The 25,856-nt window shown below is 38.7% G+C and carries 21 protein-coding genes and 2 riboswitches; of the genes, 6 read left to right on the top strand and 15 right to left on the bottom strand.

Annotation, left to right across the window (positions count from 1 at the left end):
• Positions 1-342 precede the first annotated feature (342 nt).
• From ACRX5O_RS19060 to ACRX5O_RS19035, 6 genes are all read right to left on the bottom strand, one after another.
• Entirely contained in the window at positions 343-2,934 is a 2,592-nt protein-coding gene (locus ACRX5O_RS19060; RefSeq protein ID WP_433907408.1) for an ABC transporter permease, read from the bottom strand.
• Positions 2,931-3,614: an ABC transporter ATP-binding protein gene (locus ACRX5O_RS19055; protein WP_433907407.1), complete on the bottom strand. Its 684-nt coding sequence runs from the start codon at positions 3,612-3,614 to the stop codon at positions 2,931-2,933. The genes ACRX5O_RS19060 and ACRX5O_RS19055 overlap by 4 nt, the downstream gene beginning before the upstream one ends.
• A 96-nt stretch (positions 3,615-3,710) precedes the next feature.
• Positions 3,711-4,703, bottom strand: coding sequence for a sensor histidine kinase (locus tag ACRX5O_RS19050; RefSeq protein WP_433907406.1), 993 nt, complete (start codon positions 4,701-4,703; stop codon positions 3,711-3,713).
• 1 nt (position 4,704) lies between these two features.
• Positions 4,705-5,382: a response regulator transcription factor gene (locus tag ACRX5O_RS19045; protein WP_433907405.1), complete on the bottom strand. Its 678-nt coding sequence runs from the start codon at positions 5,380-5,382 to the stop codon at positions 4,705-4,707.
• 138 nt (positions 5,383-5,520) lie between these two features.
• Positions 5,521-6,225, bottom strand: a complete 705-nt coding sequence (locus ACRX5O_RS19040; protein WP_433907404.1) for a Dps family protein — start codon at positions 6,223-6,225, stop codon at positions 5,521-5,523.
• A gap of 105 nt (positions 6,226-6,330) precedes the next feature.
• Positions 6,331-7,866: a DHA2 family efflux MFS transporter permease subunit gene (locus ACRX5O_RS19035; RefSeq protein ID WP_433907403.1), complete on the bottom strand. Its 1,536-nt coding sequence runs from the start codon at positions 7,864-7,866 to the stop codon at positions 6,331-6,333.
• Positions 7,867-8,049: 183 nt separating this feature from the next.
• Here ACRX5O_RS19035 and ACRX5O_RS19030 point away from each other — a divergent pair, with 183 nt between their 5' ends.
• On the top strand, positions 8,050-8,910 hold the full coding sequence (locus ACRX5O_RS19030; protein ID WP_433907402.1) for a TetR/AcrR family transcriptional regulator: 861 nt from the start codon (positions 8,050-8,052) through the stop codon (positions 8,908-8,910).
• Between the two features lie 821 nt (positions 8,911-9,731).
• Here ACRX5O_RS19030 and aroQ read toward each other — a convergent pair.
• The 5 genes from aroQ to ACRX5O_RS19005 form a co-directional block, all read right to left on the bottom strand.
• Positions 9,732-10,190, bottom strand: a complete 459-nt coding sequence (gene aroQ / locus ACRX5O_RS19025; RefSeq protein ID WP_433907426.1) for a type II 3-dehydroquinate dehydratase — start codon at positions 10,188-10,190, stop codon at positions 9,732-9,734.
• A 141-nt stretch (positions 10,191-10,331) separates the two neighbouring features.
• Positions 10,332-11,216: a LysR family transcriptional regulator gene (locus ACRX5O_RS19020; protein ID WP_433907401.1), complete on the bottom strand. Its 885-nt coding sequence runs from the start codon at positions 11,214-11,216 to the stop codon at positions 10,332-10,334.
• A gap of 116 nt (positions 11,217-11,332) precedes the next feature.
• Positions 11,333-12,202 (bottom strand): amidase, encoded by an 870-nt coding sequence (locus tag ACRX5O_RS19015; protein WP_433907400.1) that lies wholly within the window; start codon positions 12,200-12,202, stop codon positions 11,333-11,335.
• Positions 12,203-12,245: 43 nt separating this feature from the next.
• A riboswitch (cyclic di-GMP riboswitch) is annotated at positions 12,246-12,334 on the bottom strand.
• A 47-nt stretch (positions 12,335-12,381) separates the two neighbouring features.
• A complete protein-coding gene (locus ACRX5O_RS19010) occupies positions 12,382-13,152 on the bottom strand; it encodes a YhfC family intramembrane metalloprotease (protein WP_433907399.1) in 771 nt (256 codons plus the stop codon).
• 120 nt (positions 13,153-13,272) lie between these two features.
• The gene (locus tag ACRX5O_RS19005; protein WP_433907398.1) at positions 13,273-14,712 is read right to left on the bottom strand and encodes a DEAD/DEAH box helicase; all 1,440 of its coding nucleotides are present in this window, start codon (positions 14,710-14,712) and stop codon (positions 13,273-13,275) included.
• Positions 14,713-14,912: 200 nt separating this feature from the next.
• Here ACRX5O_RS19005 and ACRX5O_RS19000 point away from each other — a divergent pair, with 200 nt between their 5' ends.
• Positions 14,913-16,241 (top strand): flavin monoamine oxidase family protein, encoded by a 1,329-nt coding sequence (locus ACRX5O_RS19000; RefSeq protein WP_433907397.1) that lies wholly within the window; start codon positions 14,913-14,915, stop codon positions 16,239-16,241.
• A gap of 86 nt (positions 16,242-16,327) precedes the next feature.
• Here the strand turns inward: ACRX5O_RS19000 and ACRX5O_RS18995 are convergent, their stop codons facing one another.
• Positions 16,328-17,530 (bottom strand): GGDEF domain-containing protein, encoded by a 1,203-nt coding sequence (locus ACRX5O_RS18995; RefSeq protein WP_433907396.1) that lies wholly within the window; start codon positions 17,528-17,530, stop codon positions 16,328-16,330.
• A gap of 209 nt (positions 17,531-17,739) precedes the next feature.
• Between ACRX5O_RS18995 and ACRX5O_RS18990 the strand changes: the two genes are divergently transcribed.
• The 4 genes from ACRX5O_RS18990 (at position 17,740) to ACRX5O_RS18975 (ending at position 22,231) form a co-directional block, all read left to right on the top strand.
• Entirely contained in the window at positions 17,740-18,432 is a 693-nt protein-coding gene (locus tag ACRX5O_RS18990; protein ID WP_433907425.1) for a response regulator transcription factor, read from the top strand.
• Entirely contained in the window at positions 18,429-19,433 is a 1,005-nt protein-coding gene (locus ACRX5O_RS18985) for a sensor histidine kinase (protein ID WP_433907395.1), read from the top strand. Before ACRX5O_RS18990 ends, ACRX5O_RS18985 begins: the two co-directional genes overlap by 4 nt.
• 100 nt (positions 19,434-19,533) lie before the next feature.
• The gene (locus ACRX5O_RS18980) at positions 19,534-20,295 is read left to right on the top strand and encodes an ABC transporter ATP-binding protein (RefSeq protein ID WP_433907394.1); all 762 of its coding nucleotides are present in this window, start codon (positions 19,534-19,536) and stop codon (positions 20,293-20,295) included.
• A complete protein-coding gene (locus ACRX5O_RS18975; protein ID WP_433907393.1) occupies positions 20,285-22,231 on the top strand; it encodes an FtsX-like permease family protein in 1,947 nt (648 codons plus the stop codon). The genes ACRX5O_RS18980 and ACRX5O_RS18975 overlap by 11 nt, the downstream gene beginning before the upstream one ends.
• Before the next feature lie 31 nt (positions 22,232-22,262).
• On the opposite strand, the gene cobT is transcribed toward ACRX5O_RS18975, so the two are convergent.
• The 3 genes from cobT to ACRX5O_RS18960 all read right to left on the bottom strand — a co-directional run bounded on the left by cobT (position 22,263) and on the right by ACRX5O_RS18960 (position 25,782).
• Positions 22,263-23,312, bottom strand: coding sequence for a nicotinate-nucleotide--dimethylbenzimidazole phosphoribosyltransferase (gene cobT / locus ACRX5O_RS18970; RefSeq protein ID WP_433907392.1), 1,050 nt, complete (start codon positions 23,310-23,312; stop codon positions 22,263-22,265).
• Positions 23,313-23,399: 87 nt separating this feature from the next.
• A riboswitch (cobalamin riboswitch) is annotated at positions 23,400-23,579 on the bottom strand.
• A 16-nt stretch (positions 23,580-23,595) separates the two neighbouring features.
• The gene (locus ACRX5O_RS18965; RefSeq protein ID WP_433907391.1) at positions 23,596-24,768 is read right to left on the bottom strand and encodes an iron-containing alcohol dehydrogenase; all 1,173 of its coding nucleotides are present in this window, start codon (positions 24,766-24,768) and stop codon (positions 23,596-23,598) included.
• A gap of 249 nt (positions 24,769-25,017) precedes the next feature.
• Positions 25,018-25,782: a DeoR/GlpR family DNA-binding transcription regulator gene (locus ACRX5O_RS18960; protein WP_433907390.1), complete on the bottom strand. Its 765-nt coding sequence runs from the start codon at positions 25,780-25,782 to the stop codon at positions 25,018-25,020.
• Positions 25,783-25,856: the final 74 nt, after the last annotated feature.

Here is a 25,856-nt window from a genome sequence, read left to right as displayed (position 1 = left end):
AAATATTTTTTAATAAATCGTGTGAAAATTACAGCTAAACTTAATTTTTTTATTGATTTTCTTCGGGGATTAGTAGATTTTTTACTCTATTTTTGGATTTTTTACCGATTTTAATAATTTATTTGCGATCCGAAGAATTTACTTGCGATTTCCGAATTTTATTTGCGATTCGAAAAATTTATTTGCGATTCCCAGATTTTATTTGCGATTCGAAAAATTTATTTGCTATTCCCGGACTTTATTTGCCATCCGAAATTTCGCCGCCTCCGATTCCCATTTTCCTCAGGCTCCCTCTATAAAAAAAGATGAACATCGCCCCATGCAAATGTTCATCTCCTTAATCTAAATATTCTCCTGCCTCAATACCTCAATAATATTATCCTTCTTCACTTTCGCGATGGAATACAGCATGGCTGATCCGACAATTACAAATACCGAGACAAAGCAAATCCCAAGACTAAGCCACGGAATCCAAAACGGGTACGTAAAACTATTCATAGTCCCTTTATAAATGAGGAACATGATACCCATACTGATCGGTAACCCATACAGCAGTGCTTTTAATCCATAGAAAATACTTTCATAGCTAATCATTTTATTAAAGCCTTTTGCAGTCATTCCCACTGATTTCAACATCGCAAATTCCCGCTTCCTTAAGGAAATACTAGTGGAAATCGTATTGAATATATTAGCTATTGAAATAGCCGTAATGAGTACAATGAAACCATACGTAAAAATAGACAATAGCATCACTAACTGTTCTTCCCGCTGTCTACTTTGGTACACATTATAAATATAAAGATTCGTTTCCTTCATATCCTCGATTTCTTGCTGTGTCTTCAATGGATCATCTGACATTAAAAAGAGTTCAGTCTGTAGATTATCGGCTAATTTCTCATTCACCAATTGATCAATGACTTGATCAGAAACAATAATATTTAGACCACCCACTCCTGATGAGTATACTCCCATTGGCAACTGATCGGTCAATCCAGCTACCTCAAGATGTTTCTCTAAAGGCATTATCTCACCAGTGTCAAAATCTTGGGAAAGCAGTTCTACCTTCTCACCGACTGACGTTTTTATGCTCTTGGTTTCTATAAACTTACCTGTTTTCCCATCTTGATAAGAAATAGTGTCAACAATAATACCCGAAATATGATTTGCATCAGTCAACCGACTAACATCTACCCCTACCTGATCAGCATATTCTTTTAGGCTTTTTTCATCGAGACCAATTAGACTGAGATAGTACGTAGCCTTCCCATCCTCAATCCCCATTGTTTCTACTAATTCGTCTGGAATCTTTTCTTTCTCGACTAACGTAGCTAGATCCAGCCTTCTCATCGTACTAGAGTTGGTTACATCAGGGAGTGTCCGAATATTTTCAAAAAGCACTTCCACATTAGATATGGATGCTTCCGAAGCTCCAATCTGAATATCATAGTTAATCCCATCCTGAGATAGTAATAAAGACTTTTTTAAACTATCGGTAAAAAACGAAACGGATAAAAATAAGACAATACTGATAACAAGTGAAAAAACAGTCACCCGGTATCTACCCTTGTTCCGCTTTAAATTTTTCAGCCCGATTTCTGCTTCCACTCCAAACATTCGACGAATGAATTTTGATGTCTTTACGGTTTTACCAGTAAGCTTGATATCTGCTGTTTGACGAATGGCATCGATAGCTGTTATTTTAGAAGCCTTTCTCGCCGGTATAAACGTAGAGATAAAGATGGTCAGCATTGATACAAGGCAAGCACCTATGATGGAATACGCTGTGATCGTTAATTCTAGAGATACCGAAACACCAAGCGCCCCTTCAAGAAACTGATTAATAAACCAAAAGGTAACACCCATCCCTCCAATTCCTGACAAGAGACCGATTGGTATACTTATTAAACCAATGATGAAACCTTCAAAAAACACAGAGTTTCTCTTTTGACTTTTGGTAGCTCCTACACTAGAAAGCATCCCTAAATGGCGAGCACGTTCAGAAACAGAAATCGCAAAGGCATTATAAATTAGAGCCACTGAACCAATGATAATAACAGACATAATAATCGCTAATAATGAATATAACGTTCGGTTCAGATTATCATCGTCCGAAACACCATAATAACGAAGCAATTCACTATTAAAATCAACCTTTGAAATATCATTTTCTTTTGCAAGCTGTTCCGCGTGTTTGAATAATGACTTCTTCACCTTTTCTAATACAACTACCGCATTAACAGAACCATTCTCATCTAACACGGACTTATCAATACTAGTGATTACCGTATAACCTGGAGCCCAGTTTAGTTCCCATGAAACTCTTTTCATCACTCCAACGACGGTATATTGATGCGTTTCTTGATTTTGCAGCTCTTCAATGATTTCTTCTTCCATCATCTGCAGATCGGTCTGTTGGTCAAACTTTGTTTGATTTCCTGCCTCATCTACCAACATACGGTCTCCAACAGGTAAGGTAAGCTGATCTCCAATATTTAATGGCACCTTGCCATTGGATTCAATCGAATCACTAATGATAATTTCATTTTCATTTTCCGGTAACCGACCTTCACTTAACTCAATCGGAAACTGTTCAAACCCTTCCGAACTAAAGCCTTTCACAAATAGGTAAGGTTTATATGCATTTTGGCTTCCTTCCAGAGGAGCGTAGCCAAGGTCACTTGAAAGGATCAGCTTTTTTGTTTCTTCATCTGACTTGATCGCTTCTACCTGCTCCAGATTTACATCCTCATAAACAACATGCCATTCCCCATCATTTGAGATAGCTTGTCTTTTTGCTAAATCTAAAAAAGAAGCCCCTAATGTGGTCACGGCAGTCACCATTGCGACTGAAATAATCACCCCAATGATTGTGACCAACGTCCTTCTCTTATTTTGCTTCAAATGCCTAATCGTTAGCTTATTGACAATATTCACGGACGAATCACCTCATCCTTGGTGATCTTGCCATCTTCTATTGCAATGACCCGATCAGCCTGTAGGGCAATTCGCTCGTCATGGGTAATGACGATCAACGTCTGTTGGTACGTTTTATTAAATCTCTTTAATAAATCGATAATCTCTTCACTATTTTTACTATCTAGATTACCGGTTGGTTCATCTGCTAGCATAATAGCTGGATTGCTAATTAATGCACGTCCAATGGACACACGCTGCTGCTGTCCACCCGAAAGCTGATTAGGCAGGTGGAGCAATCGATTTTGTATATTTAAAATACTCACAATCTCTTCAAACTGCTTTTTATCCACTTGATGTCCATCTAAGAGAAGAGGAAGCGTGATGTTCTCCTCCACTGTTAAAATAGGAATTAAATTATAAAATTGATAGATTAGTCCGATTTGTCTTCTTCGAAAAATTGCTAGCTGTGTTTCATTTAGCTCATAGATATCTGTGTTATCAACAAATACCTTCCCGCTTGTTGGTCTATCGACACCACCTAGAAGATGTAGCAGTGTAGACTTCCCAGAACCCGATGGCCCAATAATGGCCACAAATTCCCCTTTATTAATGGAAAAAGACACATCATCGAGCGCCTTAACCGCTGTTTCTCCTTTTCCATACACCTTAGATAAATGTTCAATACGTAAAATTTCCATCCTGTCCCTCCATTAGGCCCTTGATACATTTTAGTATATCGGCCAAAAATGACTATCAAGTGACTAATAAGGTGACAATTTTGTCACTTAAGGCTATTATTTATATATTTTAAAAAGAAACGTGGTTCCGAGCCCTTCTTTACTTTTTACCTCAAGTGTTCCATTCTGCCTTGTAATCATGCTGTGTGCCATCGCTAATCCAATTCCCACACTCTCTTCGCTCGCATTTTTCCCTTTATAAAAACGCTGGAACACATACGGAAGATCAGCCTTCGCAATTCCCTCCCCATTATCAGCAACCGAAATTTCTGTAAAAAGGGGATTCTCAGCATAATGAATCCGTATCTCTCCACCTTCTTTTGTGTGCTCCACGGCATTTTTCAACACATTAATGAGTGCCTCCTGTGTCCAATGGAAGTCACCTAAAAAGGAAACACCGTCTTCCCCATCAATGATTAATTTCTGGTCTTTTATATCCATAGGAATCAATAATGGTTCTACCGATTTTTCAATAAGCTGCTTCACGTTTACTTGATCCTTCTTAAACGCGATGGTCCCTGCATCTAGTTTTGATAGCTTTAATAAAGAAGATACTAACCATTCAATTCGTTCTAACTGGACCTGAATATTATTCGTAAATTCCTTCCTCTTTCCTTCTGATAAGGTAGAGGCACTTAGTAAGTCAGCCATTACCATCATAGAGGTTAAAGGCGTCTTTAACTGATGGGAGATATCAGATATCGCATCAGTTAAGTGTACCTTATCCCTTTGCAGCAGTGCTTTATGCTCAGAAAGCATGATGGTTACTTTGTATATTTCACTTTTTAAAATACTAAGTTCTCCCTCATAGTTGTCACGAATATCAAGTGACGGTTCACCTGAGCTTATTTTTCGAAGATATCCTGAGAGTTGCTTAATTTCCCCATAGCGCCAATAAGTAAAAGCGATGCTACAAGCGATAAAAAGGAGAGATGTTAGTACCATGAGTACTACTGGCTGTAAAAGGGATAGAGAGGCGACCACCGTAGCTGTTCCCCCAATCAGGAAAAGCAATATAACAAAAAGCTGAAATTCTCGATTTCTTAACATACTACTCTCCCATCTTGTATCCTAATCCGCGAATGGTTTTGATAATCGTTGGGTTTTGCGGATCATCCTCTAGCTTTTCTCTTAGTCTTTTTATGTAAACGGTCAGCGTATTATCGTTAACAAAGTCACCAGCCACATCCCAAATCTGTTCTAATAACTGGCTCCTTGAAAGCACTTGCCCATAATGGTTCGCAAAAATTAGGAGAAGGCGATACTCTAGGGCGGTTACTTGAACCTCCATCCCATTTTTATATACTTTCCCCTCAAGGGTATTGATGCGAATGGATTCAATGTCCAACATTGACTGTGTCTGCTTTTGATAGCGTCGTAATACAGTGTTTATACGAGATAAAAGCTCACGAATTCTGAATGGCTTTGTAATATAATCATCCGCCCCCATATCTAGCCCCATGACCACATTCCCCTCATCATCAATAGCAGTTAAAAAGATAACAGGCACATCACTATGTTCTTTTACCAATCGACAAAGGTCATAACCACTTCCGTCTGGTAGTGATAAATCAAATAAACAGAGATCAATTTCATTGAGTTTTTCCTTTATTACCTTCTTTGCTGATTCCACATTGTAACAAAGTATGGTTGAAAACTGATCCTGCTGGAGAGAGTATTCAAGGCCTGAAGCAATGATTTTATCATCCTCGACAAGTAATATGTTCATCTACAACACCCAATTCTTAGCAAATATATGTACTATGTTTATCATATGGCAATCAGCTACTTTCTCCAAGCAATTACTTACACAGGGATATAAAAAAGACGACTGGCTAAAAAGCCCAATCGTCTTTTCCTATCCATATTAGTTCGGTAAATTATCGTTTAAATGGCGGTTATGTGCAATGTTATTGTTTTCATCCAGTAAATGCGTCATGCCGCGAACAAGAGTATCATCTTCTAGGAGACTCCATAGATGATATCCTAGATCCTCTCTCTTTAATAGGATGTCCTCTAACACTTGAACAGTTCCAAAATCATTTAATTCATGTGCACGTTTAATCGTCTTCCTCATCATGCCTTGGATTTTTATTTCGTGTTCAAGATCATTTCGAAGGTAATCACGTACCGTGTAACGCCCCTCTACTTCATGCTTAATATAAGAGATTTCGTGTTGCGTTACTGGATGAGCAGTAGGTACCACTCCAAGTCTAGCCACTCTTTCCCCTACATCATCAATATGCTTTTCCGTTACATCAATATGTTCATCAAGTATATGATGCAGACTTCCAAACGACTCTGCCCCTTCCGTTAACCAGTGGTGCTTCGTGTACTGGTGTAAAGCTACATTTAGGGCACATAGGTGTTCATCAAGCTGAAGTCCCATTTCGAGTCTCGTTTCATAAGGAAGACTGATCCCAGATCCTTCTTTACGAGCCGTTCTTGGTTCTTGTCTTAATATCATTTCATTCATATGCTGATTCGTGTGTCCAGGCATTGCAGGATCGAATCCAGACTTAGAAAGTTTAAACTCATCTGGAGAAAACCCTTGGTTATCATAACCTTGCATAGTAAAACCTCCTTCTATTTAATATGTACGTAGTTAGTGTAATCATATCTAGTGAATCTATTCTGCAAAAAAGACCCTCAATTTTGAGGGTCTTCCGTACGATTATTAGTTTTCAGCTAGCTTTGCAGATACAACGTTTGGCTCTTCTTTTTCTTCTATCGGATCCTCCGCTTGTGTTGCACGTTTGATAAAGAATGCGAGGATGAATGCAACAATAGATATCCCTGTAGCCACTAGAAATGCATCGTTAATTCCTTCGAGCATTGCCTTCATCATAATCTGCTCTTTCATTTGAGCGATCATTTCAGCAGTTGGTTGAGCTGCTCCTTGACCTGCAGCCGTCTTCATGGCTTCGTCAGCAAGTTCTTTGGCGTGTGTTTCTGTACGATTAGACATAACCGTAACTAGTAATGCCGTTCCGATTGCCCCAGCCACTTGGTTTAACGTATTGTTCATTGCCGTACCATGTGGATAGAAACGAGTCGGAAGCTGATTTAATCCGTTTGTTGAAACAGGCATCATAACAAATGACATCCCAATCATTCGAACCGTATAAAGTATTACTAAGTGAGTATAGCTTAAGTCCACCGTTAGCTGACTAAACTCATACGTAGTGATAACAGTGATTCCTAAACCAATTAGCGCCAATACTCGACCACCAAATTTATCAAACAATCTCCCCGTAATAGGAGACATAATAGCCATTGCGATGGCACCTGGTAGGAGCATTAACCCCGCGTCCAGTGGAGAAATTCCACGAATCGTTTGAACATAAATCGGAATAAGGATCATTCCTGAGAATAATGCCATGTTTGTTACCATGGATATAGAAGATGACAAGGCAAACATTGGATATTTAAACACTCTAAAGTTTAACAATGGATTGTCTTGCTTTATTTGTTTTAAAATAAATACTACTAGCGAAATGAAACCGACTGCAATAGCCAGGTACACATGCGGACTGTCCCAGCCCTTGCTTCCCGCCGAGCTAAATCCGTACAGTATTCCACCGAATCCTATACTTGATAAAACTAATGAGAAAAAGTCTAAACGAAGATTGCTCTTTTCTTTCTTATCTTTTAAAAGGAAGAATCCGATTAATACCACTAATACTGAAATAGGTGTAATAAAGTGGAAAAGCATTCTCCAATCATAGTGTTCGATAATCCATCCAGATAATGTTGGTCCAATGGCTGGGGCAAACATGATGATTAAACCAAATACCCCCATCGCTGTTCCTCTTTTTTCAATTGGGAAGCTAACGAGCATTACGTTCATAAGCAATGGCATCATAATGGCAGATCCTGATGCTTGAAGCATACGTCCAGCTAAAAGAATCGGAAATTCATGAGCCACACCAGCCACTAGTGTACCGATCGTGAATAAACTCATGGCGACTAAAAATAAATTTCGAACAGAATATTTCTGTATCAAGAAGGCAGTAGCCGGAATTAATATCCCGTTAACAAGCATAAAGCCAGTAGTTAACCATTGAACCGTTGCAGCTTCTATCTCTAAATCCTTCATTATGGATGGCAAAGCAATATTTAATAAAGTGTTATTTAAAAACGTAATGAACGCCCCAATTAACAGAACTCCAATAATTCCGTATGGCGGCCGTTTATCTTGTTTTTCAGCCATGTATGTTCCTCCTATACTATAAGTCCAATAAAATATACTTATGTTATATACTTTACATATATTATACCCTCAGTACAAAAAATGCAATGGAAAAACACAGCTAAATAATGGGTTTGTAACCTTCAGAAAAATAAGTTACTATACATTTATACAGTGAGTCCAAATACTAATTTAGGTGATACGATGAATGATCGGAAGCAGCACGTTATAAATACCGCACATCAGCTTTTTGTAGAAAAAGGGTTTCAAGCAACCTCCATTCAAGACATTTTAGATTATAGTAGTATTTCAAAAGGAACATTTTATAATTACTTTTCTTCCAAAAACGAACTACTCATGGCCATTTTCCGAGACATACAAAAAAAGTTTGAGCATGAAAGAAACCAACTATTAATTGGAAAAGATCCGTCAGATATTGAGATATTTATTAAACAAATGACACTTCAAGTTAAGACACATCGTGCCACAAACCTAATTCCTCTGTATGAAGAGGTGTTATTTTTAAATGATGTAGAGTTAAAGAAGTTTATCAGTAATATTCAATTAAGACTATTAAGATGGGTATATGAACGGCTAAATGATATTTTTGGAGAGAGTAAAAAACTCTACCTTCTTGACGGGGCTATTATGTTTACTGCTATTTTGCACCATAATCTAAAATATGAACGAAAGGCAAATAAATTATATAGTAATCCGGAACGAGTCGTACGGTATTCCGTGAATCGATTATTAACATTTATAAAGGATGTAGGAGAAACTCAGGAACAACTTCTAGCTCCTGAGTTATTAGAAGAATGGTCACCCTCCTGTCATAAGAAAGAGCAATCCTATAAAGAAAAGGTAACATTTGAAATTATGTCTCTTAAAAAGGAACTGATGAACGTTTCTGAATTCGAGAAGTATTCAGAGCTACTCGATTTCATTCTGGAGGAGCTTTTGCAACCTAATAATAAGAGGCAATTTGTAGTGGAAAGTGCCTTAACAACCTTAGAGGGTCACTTCGGAAAAGCCAAATTACAACAACTACGTTCGTATCTGAAATAACAAAGCTAGCAGTTCATGGGCTAAAGGGTTCCGTTTTGAAGTACTTTTCTTAAAATACGTGCCGAAATGACAGTCGTATTGGCATCGTTATTCGTATATAAAAAAGTAAAACTCGCCATAGTAATTGGCGAGTTTCTTTATTATGAATACAAAAACGGTATTTATATAAAACCTCACTTACCTGTGATACGGTTCACCGTAATGCATCAAAATGAGGTTCTCTTGGATTTTTGAGATAAAACTCACTCCCTTTTAAATAAGATGTCTTGGCCTTAATCGAGTAACTAGCAAAAGTAAAATAAGCGGAGATTTTTCGGTTAAATGCAGAATGGCGCTCGTTTCTGGGTAAATAAGGGGAGGATTTCCGCTTATGCAAAGCAAAATCCCCCATTTTGGCATTTTTCGAGCCAATAGGCGGAATCTCTCCGTCTATTTAAGCCTTTTTTAATAATAATTACTAATTAAGCGGAATTTCTCCGTCTATTTATCAGCTCGGGTGCTTAACCTGATCCCCCAACCGATAAGTGCGGACCCTCTTAAACCTAGATGTGGGAATCAGCAGCTTTTTATCGACCAGTTTATAAAGATCGAAACGGCACTGGAAGATGACATAAGTTTTTACCCTCTTTTTTAATTGTACAATACTTATTGTCCATCTTAATAATGATGTCAATTGCTATGTCAAAGTTAATGGGATTTCGTAGAAACGTTAATAAATAAAGACAAGACGTATGCCAATTCATACGTCTTGTCTTGTGTATTTAATTAAGAAAGTACACGAAAACGGAACCCTTTATTCATGGGCCTGCTAGCTTTTTGTTTTAAGCTTCTTGCAATTGCTTTTCATCAATAAGAGTTTTTGCTGCTCTTAACCCTAATAAATAGCTGTCACATCCAAAACCGCTAATCTGACCTTTAGCAATATCTGCGAATACAGAACGATGTCTAAATTCATCTCTTGCATGGATATTAGACATATGAATCTCAATAAACGGTACTTCTAAAATATCTAAAGCATCGCGAATTCCGTAGCTATAGTGAGTCCATGCACCAGCATTAATAATCACTGCATCGACCTTCTCACGATAGGCTTGATGAATGCGATCTACCATTTCTCCTTCACAGTTCGTTTGGAATGTTTCAAGTTCTAGATCTAACTCTTCTGCTAACTTTTTCATGTTTTCATTAATTTCATCTAGGGTAATAGTTCCGTACACCTTCGGATTACGTTTTCCAAACATATTAAGATTCACACCGTTTAACATTAGTACTTTTTTCATCATAGATTCCCTCTCCCTCTTGCTCATTATTTCACAAACTTGTTTATACGACTATTTTAAAACAGACAATCCATAAATACCAATCGGTTTTTTTGCGAGATCTATAGGCTTACCCTATGAAAAATGACAAAAAAAGACTCTTTAGTTAAGCGAATTTCTTTCTATAAAACCTTTAAACTTCTCTACTACAGGCGATAGGTAACGATTTTTCACACTCGCCATGTAGATAATCTGTTCTGGAAGTGGCTCCTGAAAAGGTAGTACTTTAATATCAAACAGGTCTAGAGTTGAGGATCTTGGAAGGATTCCCACTCCTTGTTTTGCTGCCACTAAGCCCACTAATGCTGTATCTTCTGCTACTTCACAAGAAATATATGGAGTGATCCCCGCATCTGTAAACAATTGATCGATTACGGGACGAAATAGACTTTTCTTGTTAAAACAAACGAATTTTTCCTCAGCAATATCCTTTAATTCCACTGAAGCTTTTGATGCTAATGGGTGATCTTTATGGGTGATTAACACAATATCTCTTTTCAATAATGGAATAAAATCAATCTCTGGTTCATGTTCCGCATACGTACAAAAAGCTAGGTCATAATTTTCTTCCTTTAAGCCTTGGATGATACTCTGTGTCGTTCCTTGAATGCACGAAAACGTCACTTGCCCGCCCTCATTCGCTTCCATAAAGGACTGAATAATCGATGGGACAAAATCGGCGCCTAAGGAGAAAATGAATGCTAAGTCAATGATACCCGTATTGGCATTGGTGAGCTTTTGAAGATTCCTTTCACCCTTTTCAAGCTCCTCTAATCCGTTTTCCACATAGGTTAAAAAATATTGGCCGTACTTTGTCAGCTTTATATTTCGACCAACCTTTTCAAATAACTTTATACTTAATTCTTTTTCAAGCTCGCCTATTGCCTGACTAAGACTTGGTTGTGTGATATATAGCTGAGCTGCTGCTTTTGTATAATGCTGTGTTTTGGCTAGCACACGAAAATATTGTAAATGTTTCAGGTTCATAAACAGCGCCCTCCCTGTTTCCAATCTTTAAACAAAGTATATGATGTTTTTTAGACAAGAAAAAGGGATGAATATGAACAAAAAAGCACTCTTTGATTGAGTGCTTTCATAGTTCTTTATGGTTTCATTGTCTTCCAGCTTCCCACATGGTGGATAGCAATCCCCTTATATCCAAGGGTTGTTCCGTAATGGGAGGCAACAGAAGCAAGCTGCTCGTTCATGTATGCTTCTCCTTCTTCAAAAAAGGAAATCATATCTCCTTCGTCTGTTGCACCTGTTTCTACACCGATTACTAATGCCTTATTATGTTTCCCAGCAAAGGCTACTTCATTTTTCACAATTTCAATGATGGCAGGAGCTGTATCACGGTATGCCATAATCGTTACACTATTCGTTTTTGTAATGACCCACTCTGCTAGATTTCCTTTACCATACGTATTGTTATAAGAAACTTCATCAAACCAAAATGGCAGGTCCGCTTCAAGAGGTAGTTTTAATCCTGCAGCAGAGGTATTCGCTTTTGTTATCAGTTCTTGATAACTTTTAACAGTTGCCGCTCTATTCGTATTCCAACCACTATATAAGTAGGGCTCTACATCTAAATGAATACCCGTAAATTTTTGAGAAGCGGTTGACCCTGCTTGATAGGTTTTTAACCAATTCATTAACGCATCTTGATTTCGATATCCTTTTGGAGCTACCCAGCTTGGTGCTCCGTCTAGAGCATATACTTTTATCCCTTTTACTGATGCCTTCGTAATAAAGCTACGGTATACATTCATTGGGATATCTCGATCAATTTGTACATAGACTTTGTTGATTTGCTTTTGTTCAAGAAAGCTTAAGGTTCCTGTTTCATTACTCACAATTTCCCACGGATTCCAAAGCCATGTGGAGCGATCTACAGTAGAAGCACTCATTTTTGATCCAAAGCCTCCAATTGAAAAAAGCAAAACAATTATCATTGATACAACGAGCTTTTTCATTTCACGTTCCCCCATTCTGCAAGCCGAGGCTCACAAAATGAGACCTGGCAACCTGACGACCATTCGCATGACATGCGATTAGGCTCACGGCTTTGCGTCCTTCCCTTTCGGAGAAGTTTGCCTTTTACAGTTTTTCTTTTATTATACTTTATTAAAACAGACTTTTGCCTCAGGTATTTTTACCCAATCAACAATTTTCTTAATCTTTTTATTATAAAGAAAGATAGAACTCCGATTAAGGCAATGTACAACTCAATGATCCATAAGCTCTTAATGTATCCAGTTTGGTAGAAAGCTAAAGGAAAATCAATCGCCGCATGAGCGACTATAGCGAGCAATACGTATTGGAATTTCTTTTTGATAACAGCAACTAATACAAGTAAGGTGAAAGCGATTTGCATAATGAGGGCAAAGAAGCGTTCTGGTATTGCCCATAAGTAGTGAGAAACTCCCTGATTTAATAATGTTTCTTTAATGGTTGCTGCCTGATCACTTGGAAGACTAGCTCCGATAGATGAATCAAATGTACCTGCATTGATCATGGTTGCAAAGATAAGAAATGGTACAACCGTTGAAAGAGCAATTACTACTGCTTCAATGCCACCCCAGCCTACCCCAAAGGATAGACCACCCTTGTAATCCTGATACTTTTTTAACAGCCAAATAAAAAGGATATAGCGTCCCATTTCCTCAAAAATTCCTGCAGCGAAACCGCCATATAATCCAAATAACCATGGATGTTCAGCATAGTTTGGAAAACTTGTTATGACGACAACATGAAGAAGTTTCTCTAATACTTGAGTAATAATAACAAACCCAATGCTACCTATTAATAACGGCTTGAGTGAGATTCCTACCTGTTTTTTTGTAAAAAGAATGGCACTTACAAATAGAAGAATGGAAAATATGATAACTGCGACCATGCTCAAGATCGTTGCATTGCTTATCATAGTAAGTCCCCCTTGTTTTATTATCATTATTGATAATGATAATATTAAAGTAAGAGTAATTTTCTGTCAATGGGTTTTGTTCTTTTTTCCAAATAAAAAAGCACCTCTAGGAAGTGCTTCTTATCTTCTTGCCACATGAACCTTTAATTGTTTTCCTTTTACCGTTGTATGTTTCATTTCGGACAACACGAGTGACCCTTTTCCATTTAGGATTTCTACATAAGAGACCGTGTCAAGAATCGTGATAATTCCAATATCCTCTGCAGATACACCATCAATTTTAGAAATGGTTCCTACAAAATCAACGGCGCGCAGCTTCTTTTTCTTCCCGCCATTAAAATAGAGTTTGGTGATATCCTTATTTAGCTGCTCGCTTTTTAGTTGCTTGATAACTGGGTCGGAACTAATCTTCTCTTCAAAGGCAGGTCGTGATCTCTCCACCTGCCCCGAAGCAGGTTTCTCCTTCTGTGGAATAGAAAAACCAATTAATTGTTCTATCTCTTCTAACAATCGTTTTTCTCTATCTGTCACAAAAGTAGTAGCCTTTCCTTTCAAGCCCGCCCGGCCGGTTCTTCCTGTACGATGCACATAGCTCTCTTTTTCATATGGGATATCAAAGTTCACTACGAGTGAAATATTTTCGATATCAATCCCACGGGCTGCCACATCGGTTGCGATCAGGTAACGAAACTCTCCTCGTTTAAATTCACTCATCACATCTAGACGATCTTCCTGAATCATTCCACCATGTATTTTATCGCAATCATATCCAAGCTCCGTTAAATGATCGACAACCATATCTACACGGTCTTTTGTCCGGCAAAAAATGATACAGCTATCCGGGTTTTCAATAATCGTTACGTTTTGCAATAATTGAAGCTTTTCATTTTCCTCCACCCAGAATAATGAATGCTCGATTAATCCTACTGAAGTACTTGAAGGTTCAATCTCAACCTCGACAGGAGAGTGTAAATAGTTTTGGGCTAGCTTTTTTACGGTATCAGGAAGAGTGGCTGAAAAGAGCATCGTGATTCTTTTGTCTGGAACCTTCTCTATAATTGCCTCTACTTGCTCGATAAAGCCCATATTTAGCATTTCATCAGCCTCATCAATGACAAGGAAGCGAAGTTGATCGAGTAGAAGTGTGCCTTTTTGAATATGATCAAGCAGTCGACCTGGTGTCCCTACAACCACATGAGTCTTTTGCTTGAGTTTCGTTTTTTGATACATAAAGGATTGCTTTCCGTATACTTCTACTGCATTGATTCGTTTTAACCGGCCGATATTTATAAAATCTTCTTTGATCTGTACAGCTAACTCTCGAGTAGGGGTAAGTACTAGAGCTTGCGGTTTATTTTCTGCCCAATCGATCATTTCACAAATCGGAATGGCGAAGGATGCTGTTTTTCCACTTCCTGTACGTGACTTTACGACCACATCGCGCTCCTCTAAGACAAGTGGAATGACCTTTCTTTGAACTTCAGTTGGTTGTTGATATTGTAAGCTCGCTAAAGTACTCAATATTTCTTCACTTAAGGTGAAATCTGTAAAATCCATCATACAGCCTCTTTTCAAAAATTCTTTACAATACTAATTTTTCCGAACGTATTCTTTTTATTAAGCCAATATGTAAAGTACATTTCATTTGACCACATATTCATTAAAATGTACATGTTTCTTTAGGAACAGAGGGAAAATACATTAACGATGCCTAAATCTTTTATTTTCAGCAGCTAAATCTTTTACGGGAGGCACTCATCGTGCTAAATCATGTAGACGTAGTAATTGTTGGAGCTGGGCTATCTGGTCTTGCTGCTGGATGGGAGTTAAGGAAGCACGGAAAAAGCTTTGCTATTTTAGAAGCCCAAAACCGTATAGGGGGAAGAATATTAACGATTACCCATCAAGAATCTACGATTGACCTTGGTGCCCAATGGATTTCTCCTTTCCAGCCTCGTATACAGTCCTTATTGAAACTTTTCAATATAAAGACCATCCCTTCATACAAACAGGGAAAAATCATATATGATTTACATAACAAACGCATGCTTAGTTCAAAAAATCCCCCACCTGTTTCACCACAAGGAATGCTAGATTTATTTCTAACCAGAAAGAAAATCCATCAATTAACGAAGCTTATCAAGAAAGAAGGATTATTTCATTCATCTTTAATGAGAGAATATGATGCGCTAACCATGGACAGCTGGATTGAAAGACAAATGTTCTCAAAATATGGAAAGGCATTCTTTCGTATCTTCTGTGAAGAGCTTTCCTCCCTTGAGCTTAGCGAATTTTCCTTCTTAGACATCCTTTGGTTCATCCAATCCGCCGGTGGAATGGATCAGATTTTGACTGCTGAAGATATGTGGATAACGAACGGGGCTCAAACCTTACCTCTACGAATGGCTAAGATTATGCAGGATCATATCTACTTAAACCAGCCTGTAAGAAAAATTGAGTGGAGAGGCAGCGGTGCAACCGTCCACACCGACTCCGAGTGTTGGACTAGCAAAAAAGTCATCGTTGCAATCCCTCCTGCTTTCAGCGCAAAAATACAATACAATCCCCCACTGCCTGCACTTCGAGAACAGCTTTGTCAGCGGGTTGGTCAAGGATCGATCATAAAATCAGTCATCGTATATAACACGCCCTTTTGGAGAGAAGATGGATTATCTGGCAGCTCTTACTACGATTGCGGACCGATTCGAGCTACGATGGATAGCACCACTCCAGGTCAGCCTCATGGAGTTCTAACCGCATTGATCGGGGGAAAATATGCAAGAAGTTTGGGTCGATTGACAAAAGAAGCACGCAGGAAAGAGATTATAGCTTGTATTGCCCATTTATTCGGAAGCAAAGCACTTGAGCCCATCAGTGTTTATGAAAAGGATTGGGCAGAGGATTCTTGGGCAAGAGGAGGCTACGCTGCCCATTTTGCGACCGGAGTGATCTCTGAATATGGGACTGCTTTAACGTACCCGGTTGGACCTATTCATTGGGCTGGGACTGAAACGGCTAATGAATGGCGCCTTTACATGGAGGGTGCCATTGAATCAGGAGAACGCGCCGCAAAAGAAACCCTTAAATAAAAATGGGTGTCTGTCACCCTTCGTGGACACTTTTGCCTGTTTTGTCCGCGTGGGGTGGACAAACATTCCCCTTTTCTATATTTTGATTAATACATTTGACTAAGCCTGTTATCTTCAAACCCTTCTGTAGATAAAAAGCCTCGACTGACACCATTTCTTCCATTTCTTTTTGCCTCATAGAGAGCTTGATCACAGGCAACATACATCGTTTCTAGTTCTGTCTCTTCGGTAGGGATAATGGTTAGTATACCCATACTAACCGTGTATGAAAGCTCCCAGTCAGTCAAAGACTCCCTCTCTATCCCTTTACAAATTTCCCGTGCTAACTTCATGGATTGTTCCTCATCTGTTTCTGGTAGAAGAATCGCAAATTCGTCGCCACCAAAACGACTAAAATAATGCTCTTTGCTGATATACTCCCGAATCTTCTTGCTCAATTCACGCAGCACATGATCTCCTACATCATGTCCATATTTATCATTAATCTTCTTAAAATAATCAATATCAAACAAAATAAGAGATATGGGTTTCTTATTCTTAGAACAGGCCAATAAGCACCTTTTCGCTTCTGAAAAAAATACTCTTCGATTCAACGCTCCTGTTAAGTCATCATAACTGGCTAATCGAATAAGCTCTTGGTCCGCTTGTTCTTTTAATATGAGGATAAATCCTGTGTTTCCAATTAGCATCACAAGATAAAGTCCTATGAAAGAAAGAGTTTGGAAAAATCCCGGCGTAAAAAAGCTCCATGTATATGTAGAGATTAGCGTAACGATCCCTCTACCACACAAGGCCAAAGCTAAAAACAAATAAAACAAACCTAATATCCTTCTTAATCGAGAGGGTTTACGCTTATATACTAAATAATAGACAGGTAGAATCATAAGCATAGCGGAGCCAAATGAAGCAATGGCAATCCGGTTGCTTTCTATATTAAAAAATAGAATAGCTAAATGAAAAGCAAGTATGTTTATGAAGGTCATAATTAAATACGCTATTTTTATACGTTTTGTTAACACGTTCAAGAGTCTTAGAATCGCAATCATTTCAAACGAAGTCCCTAAAAACAATAAAGTGTTGGCAACCGAGATGGTAAACACATCCGAAATGCCACCCCGTAAAGTTAATAATGTCCAGGCAAGGGCCTGAACACATTTCGCGAAGAAAAAAGTAGTAACCGTCTTATCTGTTCGATGGTCCCGCCAATAAGCACTAATTAAAAACACAGTAAAAACATGACCCGTAACCAAAATAACAAATATCGTTTTCATATCAAGAGAGAAGCCCATTTATGTATCACGCACCTGAACAAATAATATACCGTTATATACTACTACACTTTATGGTGTCTGACACCCTTCGTGGACAAAATTAGTGGTTTTGTCCGTGTGGGGTGGACACTTAATATGAACACTCTTTATTTGTTATTTTTTTACATAGAAACAATTTTCTTTTGTTTGAGGTTTCGTTACAATGATGAGGAAAGTTGGTGACAAGTATGTTTAAGATTCTTCTAATTGAAGATGATTCTAGTCTTTTTCATGAAATAAAAGACCGACTGACACAGTGGTCTTATGAAGTTCACGGTATCCAAGACTTTGCCCTCGTTCTTGAGGAGTTTACGAAGGTAAAGCCTGATCTAGTCATCATTGATATTCAACTTCCAAAATACGATGGTTTTCACTGGTGCCGCCTGATCAGAGCCCATTCCAATGTGCCGATCATCTTTCTCTCTTCACGTGATCATCCGACAGATATGGTGATGAGCATGCAACTAGGAGCAGACGATTTTGTTCAAAAGCCCTTCCATTTTGACGTGTTAATTGCGAAAATACAGGCCATTCTTCGCAGAGTCTACAACTATAGCAATCATACAGTCGAGTTGAAATCATGGTGCGGTGCTACAGTGGATTACGAGAAAAATACAGTAACGAACAACAACGGATCCATAGAGCTGACGAAAAATGAAATGTACATTTTAAAAATATTAATCGAAAAAAAGAACGCCATTGTGAGCCGCGAGACGATCATTAAAAGCCTTTGGGATGATGAACGGTTTGTCAGTGATAATACACTAACGGTCAATGTCAATCGATTACGAAAAAAACTAGATGAGTTACAGCTTGGCCACTATATAGAAACCAAAGTAGGTCAGGGTTATATAGCCATCGAAGAGGGATCTCTTTCATGATCAAAGAATTCGTAAAGGAACGCCGTAGTTGGATTCTCTTTTATTTCTTCATCCATCTCTTAATTGTATTTGTGGCTTTTCTCGATTCAGCGATCTCGCTTAAACCCATTCTATACATTGTATTTTTATCCTTTCTCCTATTCTCGATCTTTCTTTTCATCAGATATCAAAAGGAGACTCGTTTTTTCAAAGGGTTTGATGAATGGGAGAATAACCTAGATTTGTCTCAGATCCCACAAGCAGAAAGTCCCTTTGAGGAAATCATTGAAAAAAGTGTCTATAAACAAACCGAATTGCTAAAAAATCAGTTCAATCACCATCAACTATCATTAGAGGATGAGAAAGACCAGTTGTTGGCCTGGATTCATGAGGTAAAGACTCCTTTAACAGCTATTCATCTCATTATTGACCGTATTCCCGATGAAAAAACAAAGGCAAGTCTCACTCATGAGTGGCTACGAGTTCACTTATTACTCGACCAACAGCTTCATCAGAAACGTCTTTACTTTATTGAGAATGACCTTTTTATAGAAAAAGTAGATCTTCACACTCTGGTTATTCCAGAAATCAAAACCTTACAATCTTGGTGTATCCAAAAAGGCATTGGCATAGAGGTTACTCTTCAAGAACGAGAGATCCTTACTGATGCGAAATGGCTCGCTTTTATCCTACGTCAACTGTTAACCAATGCCGTTAAATACAGCAGCCAGTCAGACATTTACATAAGAAGCTTAAAGAAAGACGATCATATCGTCATAGAAATACAAGATTTCGGGCGTGGGATTGATCCACGTGATATGACACGGATATTTGAAAAAGGGTTTACGTCTACTTCAACCCATCAAGATCACTCTGCCACTGGAATGGGATTATATTTAGCTAAAAAAGCAGCCGAGTCCCTGTTCATTCAACTATTTGTTCAGTCCACACTGGGAGTCGGGACAACCTTTTCTCTCATCCTCCCTAATCGAAATGAGTTCGTCAAAATAACAGGCATGTGACAAAGATGTCACATGCCTGTTTCAAATGTTAGCTGAATCGAAGGATGGGAGCTCCCATCCTCATTTATAATCAAGTCATTGAAGGAAGGAGAGGATCAGATTGAATATTCTAGAAGCAAAACAATTACACAAAAGCTACGGAAATAAATTTAATAAACAAGAGGTACTAAAAGGCATCAATATGTTCATTGAACAAGGAGAATTCGTCAGTATCATGGGAGCCTCTGGATCAGGAAAAACCACTCTGTTAAATGTGCTTTCCTCTATTGACCATGTTAGCCAAGGCTCTATTTTTGTGGAAGGGAAAGAGATTACACAGATGCGTGATAAAGAACTCGCCCTTTTTCGTCAAAAGAACTTAGGATTTATTTTTCAGGATTACAATCTATTAGATACACTGACAGTCAAAGAAAACATTTTGCTTCCTTTATCCATTACAAAAACACCAAAAAAGGAAGCCGACCAAAAGTTTACGGAAGTAGCCAATGAGCTAGGGATTCTTGAGCTTCAAAATAAATATCCCAATGAAATTTCCGGAGGGCAAAAACAACGAACATCCGCTGCCCGTGCGTTCATTCATGAGCCGAGCCTGATCTTTGCTGACGAGCCAACGGGTGCACTCGATTCAAAGGCTGCGTCCGACTTATTAAATAAGCTTAGCCAACTGAATCAAAAGCGAAAATCCACCATTGTGATGGTTACTCATGATCCTGTAGCAGCTAGCTATTGCTCAAGAGTAATCTTCCTTCGAGACGGTCAAATTTATACCCAATTAAACCGAGGTTCAGAAACAAGGCAAGCCTTTTTCCAAGATATTATGAAAACACAAGGAGTATTAGGAGGGGTGCAAGATGACCATTAATCAACTCATCCTTCGATCCTTTAAAAAGAATATAAAAAACTATTATCTATATGTATTTGCCTTGATTTTTAGTGTCTCTCTCTATTTTGCGTTTGTTACCTTGCAATATGACCCTGCTATGGACACCGTAAAAGGGGGTATTAAAGGCGGAGCTTCGATACGAGCCGCTTCCGTCCTTCTTGTTGGGATTGTTACCGTCTTTCTCGTATATGCCAATATGATATTTATTAAAAGACGCAGCAAAGAGATTGGACTCTTTCATTTGATTGGCATGACGAAACGAAAGATTTTCCGCATTCTTGGAGTGGAAAATGCTCTTCTCTACTTTTTGTCACTAGGCCTTGGTATTTTCCTAGGATTTTCAATTTCTAAATTAATCATGATGATCCTGCTAAAAATTACAGGAGTAAATGCCGTCACTACCTTACATTTTTCAAGCCAAGCATTTGTTCAAACACTCATTGTGTTTACGCTCATTTTCTTATTAATTCTTGGGATGAATGCTCTTTTTATAAGAAAACAGACGATTTTATCCTTATTTCGAGTGACCTCATCTGCAGAGGCAAAGGTACAAAAGCTGTCTGTATGGGAAATGTTCATGGGGATTGCCGGTTTTGCACTCATTGCCTTTGGATATTTTGTTTCCACCAAGCTGTTTAGTGGTGATTTTACAGAAATGACCGAGCTATTCACTGCCATGATTGTTATTTTAGCATCAGTTATTATCGGAACCTATTTCTTTTACAAAGGATCGGTAAGCTTTATCTTTAATCTAATTCGCAAAAAGAAGGATGGGTACTTAAATATAAGGGAAGTTCTCTCCTTATCCTCTATCATGTTTCGAATGAAGTCGAATTCGTTACTATTAACCATTGTCACAACGGTATCCGCACTCGCCATCGGTTTGTTATCGTTAAGTTATATCTCTTATTACTCAGCCGAGAAAACAGCTGAAGATAATGTGATTAATGATTTCGCCTTTGTTAGCAAAGAAGATGCACAAACATTTAAAGATGCTCTAAAAAGTGAAGGGCTAACATTTAACGAGACGGTTATCGATGTAGTGATGGTCAATGCGAATCTGGAATCAATTATTGATATGGAAACAGAAGGATTAAATATTGAACTCAATAAGTTGGAAATGCCAGTCGTTAGTGAAAAATCTGTTCCTGAAATGGATGTGTCTCCAAAAGAAACGTTGTTTACCGGATATAGTGATATGCTATCCAAATTCATGGCTCTTGATGACTCCGGAAAAATTGAATTACACAGTAAATCCGAATCGATTCCTCTTGATTATATTGGGTTAAGAGATGAGTTTATTGTTTCATGGTATTTTACAAACGGTGGTCAGCCTGTTGCGATTGTTGATGACACCTTGTTTTCTAAACTTCAACAAGACTTAGATCCAGAGGTACAAAGGGACTCTTCTGTCTTTATCGGGATTGAGATGAAGAAAGAAGAGACGATTCAACAAGCGAGTGATCTTTTTAATCAATTACATTTAGGAGAAAAGGTTGGGAATGATTCACAGCTGGAACTGAGCACTGATCAAAAAATGCTCATGGGGCTCATGATGTTCATCGTTGGTTTCCTTGGACTTACCTTTCTTATTACATCCGGGTGTATTCTTTACTTCAAGCAAATGGACGAAAGCGAAGATGAGAAATCTAATTATACCATCCTACGTAAGCTCGGTTTTACTCAAGGAGACTTAACAAAAGGGATCGGCCTGAAACAAGTATTCAATTTTGGAATTCCTTTAGTCATTGGTCTTTCCCATAGCTATTTTGCTGTTCAATCAGGCTGGTTCTTTTTCGGGGCTGAGCTTTGGACGCCCATGGCACTAGTGATGATTCTATACACAGGCTTATACTCCATCTTCGGATTTCTGTCCGTGCTTAATTACAAAAAAGTGATCAAAAATGCACTTTAACTCCAGCCCATCTAGGCTGGAGTTTTTTCTTTTATATGGTCATCCCTGCTTCCGCAAAGGTGGGCATATGTTTCATCATGCTACATGCTGCCTCGACGATTGGAAAAGCAAGTGCTGCACCTGAACCTTCACCTAAACACAAATCCATATGAATGATCGGTTTTATCCCTAGAAGTTCACTTCCTCTTTTCCCTCCCGGTTCCGCAGATGCATGAGATGGAATTAAGTATTCTCTCACCCTTGGTTCAAGTGTTGCAGCGATGACCGCTGCCGCCGTTGATATATACCCATCGACAACAACAGGGACTCTATTGGCCGCTGCCGCAAGCATGACACCTGCCATCCCACCTATTTCAAGTCCTCCTACCTTTGCCAATACATCAATTCCATCCTCACGATTCGGTTGATTCACCTTTATTGCTTGTTTAATAACGTCTATCTTGTGCTTAATGCCTCCATCTCCAACACCTGCACCTCTACCGGTAATTTCTTCTGGTTTGAAGCCACCAATGACGGATAGTATGGCCGTGCTCGGAGTGGTATTACAAATGCCCATTTCTCCGGTTCCAAGTAATTGCACACCCTTTGCGATTTCCTCATTGGCTATTTCAATTCCTACCTCTATTGATCGAATGGCCTCTTCTCTTGTCATCGCTGGTCCTTTGGCTATATTATCGGTACCGTATTTGATTTTTTTTAAAATAACCCCGGCATCTGCTGGAATATCCCCGTTCACGCCTATATCAACAGTTACAATCTTGGCTCCGGATACTTTGCCAATTACGCAAACACCGGTTAAACCCTTAGGAAAATTCAGTGTCTGAGCAAGTGTGACTCCTTGAGGAAAATTAGTGATTCCCTCCTCGTACACTCCATGATCGGCCGACATAAGAATGATTGCTTTTTGATCAACACTAGGAATGGGTTTTCTAGTAATCCCAACGAGCTGTACAGCTAAATCTTCTAATCTCCCTAAACTTCTCGCTGGCTTTATTAAGTTGTCCACCCTCACTCTTGCAGCATCCATCATCTCCTGGTCAAGCCCCGTAATTTTTTCAATCGTCTGTTGTAATAATTCCATGTTTCTCTCTCCTTATTTTTAAAAATAAAAAAAGCCCATAGTTTATTCAGACAAGCTGAATAAACTACAGACTTTTCCATCATCTAGTATTCTTATAGCAATAAGGCAGGTCTCCTGGCTCTGGTTCATGGCTTCAAAGGCCTTCCCGGACATTCCTTTCATCCAGTGGCATATCTTTGAAGCTCCCCTTTACAGTGGTGGGACCGCTGAAGACTTTCACTTCATTCCCTATTCTCCCATGTGGGCACCTTATTGCTTTATTATTACATTTATTAATTCCAGATTAGCTCATTACTACAGGAGATGCAATCTCTTTAAACATTTCAATCACTTCTTCTTTTGTTGGCTGGAATGGATTACCCGGTGCACAAGCATCCGCTAATGCATTCGTGGCTAGTTTATCTAAATCCACATCCGTTACACCCAACTCTGCAAGGGTACTTGGAATTCCTACTTCCTTACAAAGAGCTTTAATCGCTTCAATCACTTCATCAGCGCATTGCTCATCTGTTTTTCCTTCCACTTGAATACCTGCTGCTTTTGCAATTAAACGGAATTTCTTCGGATCACGTTTCGCATTTTCTCTTTCAACAATCGGTAGAAGCATCGCGTTACATACTCCGTGTGGAAGATCGTACACGCCTCCAAGCTGATGCGCCATCGCATGGACAAAGCCTAGTCCTGCATTGTTAAATGCAATACCCGCTAAGAACATCACGTATGTCATTTGTTCACGAGCTTCAATATCATGACCGTCTTTTACGGCACGAGGCAAGTAGTTAAAGATGATTTCAACAGCAGCTAATGCTGTTGCATCTGTAACAGGGAAGGCACCTGGAGTCACGATCGCTTCAATTGCGTGGGTTAGTGCATCTACCCCAGTCGCAGCGGTCAAATCAGCTGGTTTATCAACCATAAGTTCTGGGTCATTTACTGAGATAGTTACTAAGCTGTTTTTATCTACCATAACCATTTTCACTTCTCGTTCCGTATCTGTAATTACATAGTTAATGGTAAATTCACTGGATGTACCAGCGGTAGTGTTGACAGCAACAATCGGAACCGATTTGTTCTTAGTCTTTCCAACACCTTCATAGTCTCGTAAATCTCCTCCATTTGTTACATAAAGTCCAATTGCCTTTGCAGCATCCTGAGGAGATCCTCCACCAATAGATACGATGAAGTCACAAGCATTTTCCTTAAACACTTCAACCCCTTCATACACATTTTGGACAGTAGGATTGGGTTTTACATCGTCAAAGATGACATATTCTAGATCAATCGTATCTAGTTCCGCCAGGACTTTTCCTGCTAAACCTGATTGATTCAAGAACTTATCCGTGACAACTAATGCCTTTTTCTGACCCAGTTCTTTTACAAGTGCTGGCAGTTCTTTTAAACAGCCTCTGCCCATTAGGTTTGTGCTTGGTACATAATACACACGTGCATTGCTCATCTTTTCTTCCTCCTCCAACAATTGTTCACTTTTTCACAAATGAATTTCAAAAAATACGAAAGGGTTTTCAAAACACCTTTCCTTTATACTTCCTATACTAATATCTTACTCCCCTACCTTCATACAATCAACAAAAATACAGGTTAATATCTTTGTTTATTTTTGATTTTTAACATTTTGGACACAAAGGTATTTTGTTTAATTCTGTTACCATAATAAAAAACAGACCTATCTTGGTCTGTTTTCATCTTATATATTTACAAATATTAATTTGACTTCCTTTTCTTCAAGCCTCTCTCTTGTCCGATCATCCATGTTTGAATCGGTAATAATGCTGTGCACTGCTGATAATGAGTTTATTTGAGAGAAGGCTCTTTTTCCAAACTTGCTTGAATCCGCCATTAAGATCACTTTATCAGCAATCTGAATCATATCCTTTTTTAATAACGCTTGCAATTCATTCGTATCACTAAGTCCACCATCTGGATGAATCGCCTTACATGAAAAGAACATTTTGTTCACATGGTACATTTTCAATGAACGTTCTGCTAGAGGACCAACATACGAAAGAGAAATCGACATAAGGTTTCCACCCGTTGAGATGACACGGATTTGTTCCTTTTTACTTAGCTCTAAAGCCACTTTAATCGAATTCGTTAATACCGTTAACGGCATGTCTGGCAGCTCTTTGGCCATATACCAAGCGGTTGTGCTCGCATCAAGAACGATTTGGTCCCCCGGCTCCACCATTTTTACCGCTTCTAACGCGATGGCACGCTTCTCAGCCGCTCTTGTAATTTCTCTTTCCAAATAAGAAACTTCATTGTCTTCCTTTTCAATACTTACGGCACCACCATGACTTCTTTCCAGCAAACCATCCTTTTCTAATTTTTCAAGATCTCTTCGAATGGTTTCTTCCGTCACTGAAAATATTTTGCTCAGTTCGGACACTCTTATACTTAAACGTTCATTGACTAGATCAACAATTTTCCTCTGCCTTTCAGCTACAAGCACGAACGGTCACCCTTCCCCGATTGAACGTTGATTTATATTTGATTATTTTTATTTTTATGTTAATTTCATGTTGA

Source organism: Robertmurraya mesotrionivorans (assembly GCF_050971805.1).
Classification (GTDB): domain Bacteria; phylum Bacillota; class Bacilli; order Bacillales; family Cytobacillaceae; genus Robertmurraya_A.
This window is presented reverse-complemented; position numbering and strand designations above follow the sequence as displayed.

Bases quoted from the DNA above. Each gene is read 5' to 3' on its own strand.
- ACRX5O_RS19055 (WP_433907407.1), bottom strand. From the start codon at position 3,614: ATGGAAATTTTACGTATTGAACATTTATCTAAGGTGTATGGAAAAGGA.
- ACRX5O_RS19050 (WP_433907406.1), bottom strand. From the start codon at position 4,703: ATGTTAAGAAATCGAGAATTTCAGCTTTTTGTTATATTGCTTTTCCTG.
- ACRX5O_RS19045 (WP_433907405.1), bottom strand. From the start codon at position 5,382: ATGAACATATTACTTGTCGAGGATGATAAAATCATTGCTTCAGGCCTT.
- ACRX5O_RS19040 (WP_433907404.1), bottom strand. From the start codon at position 6,225: ATGCAAGGTTATGATAACCAAGGGTTTTCTCCAGATGAGTTTAAACTT.
- ACRX5O_RS19035 (WP_433907403.1), bottom strand. From the start codon at position 7,866: ATGGCTGAAAAACAAGATAAACGGCCGCCATACGGAATTATTGGAGTT.
- ACRX5O_RS19030 (WP_433907402.1), top strand. From the start codon at position 8,050: ATGAATGATCGGAAGCAGCACGTTATAAATACCGCACATCAGCTTTTT.
- aroQ (WP_433907426.1), bottom strand. From the start codon at position 10,190: ATGAAAAAAGTACTAATGTTAAACGGTGTGAATCTTAATATGTTTGGA.
- ACRX5O_RS19020 (WP_433907401.1), bottom strand. From the start codon at position 11,216: ATGAACCTGAAACATTTACAATATTTTCGTGTGCTAGCCAAAACACAG.
- ACRX5O_RS19015 (WP_433907400.1), bottom strand. From the start codon at position 12,202: ATGAAAAAGCTCGTTGTATCAATGATAATTGTTTTGCTTTTTTCAATT.
- ACRX5O_RS19010 (WP_433907399.1), bottom strand. From the start codon at position 13,152: ATGATAAGCAATGCAACGATCTTGAGCATGGTCGCAGTTATCATATTT.
- ACRX5O_RS19005 (WP_433907398.1), bottom strand. From the start codon at position 14,712: ATGATGGATTTTACAGATTTCACCTTAAGTGAAGAAATATTGAGTACT.
- ACRX5O_RS18995 (WP_433907396.1), bottom strand. From the start codon at position 17,530: ATGGGCTTCTCTCTTGATATGAAAACGATATTTGTTATTTTGGTTACG.
- ACRX5O_RS18990 (WP_433907425.1), top strand. From the start codon at position 17,740: ATGTTTAAGATTCTTCTAATTGAAGATGATTCTAGTCTTTTTCATGAA.
- ACRX5O_RS18985 (WP_433907395.1), top strand. From the start codon at position 18,429: ATGATCAAAGAATTCGTAAAGGAACGCCGTAGTTGGATTCTCTTTTAT.
- ACRX5O_RS18975 (WP_433907393.1), top strand. From the start codon at position 20,285: ATGACCATTAATCAACTCATCCTTCGATCCTTTAAAAAGAATATAAAA.
- cobT (WP_433907392.1), bottom strand. From the start codon at position 23,312: ATGGAATTATTACAACAGACGATTGAAAAAATTACGGGGCTTGACCAG.
- ACRX5O_RS18965 (WP_433907391.1), bottom strand. From the start codon at position 24,768: ATGAGCAATGCACGTGTGTATTATGTACCAAGCACAAACCTAATGGGC.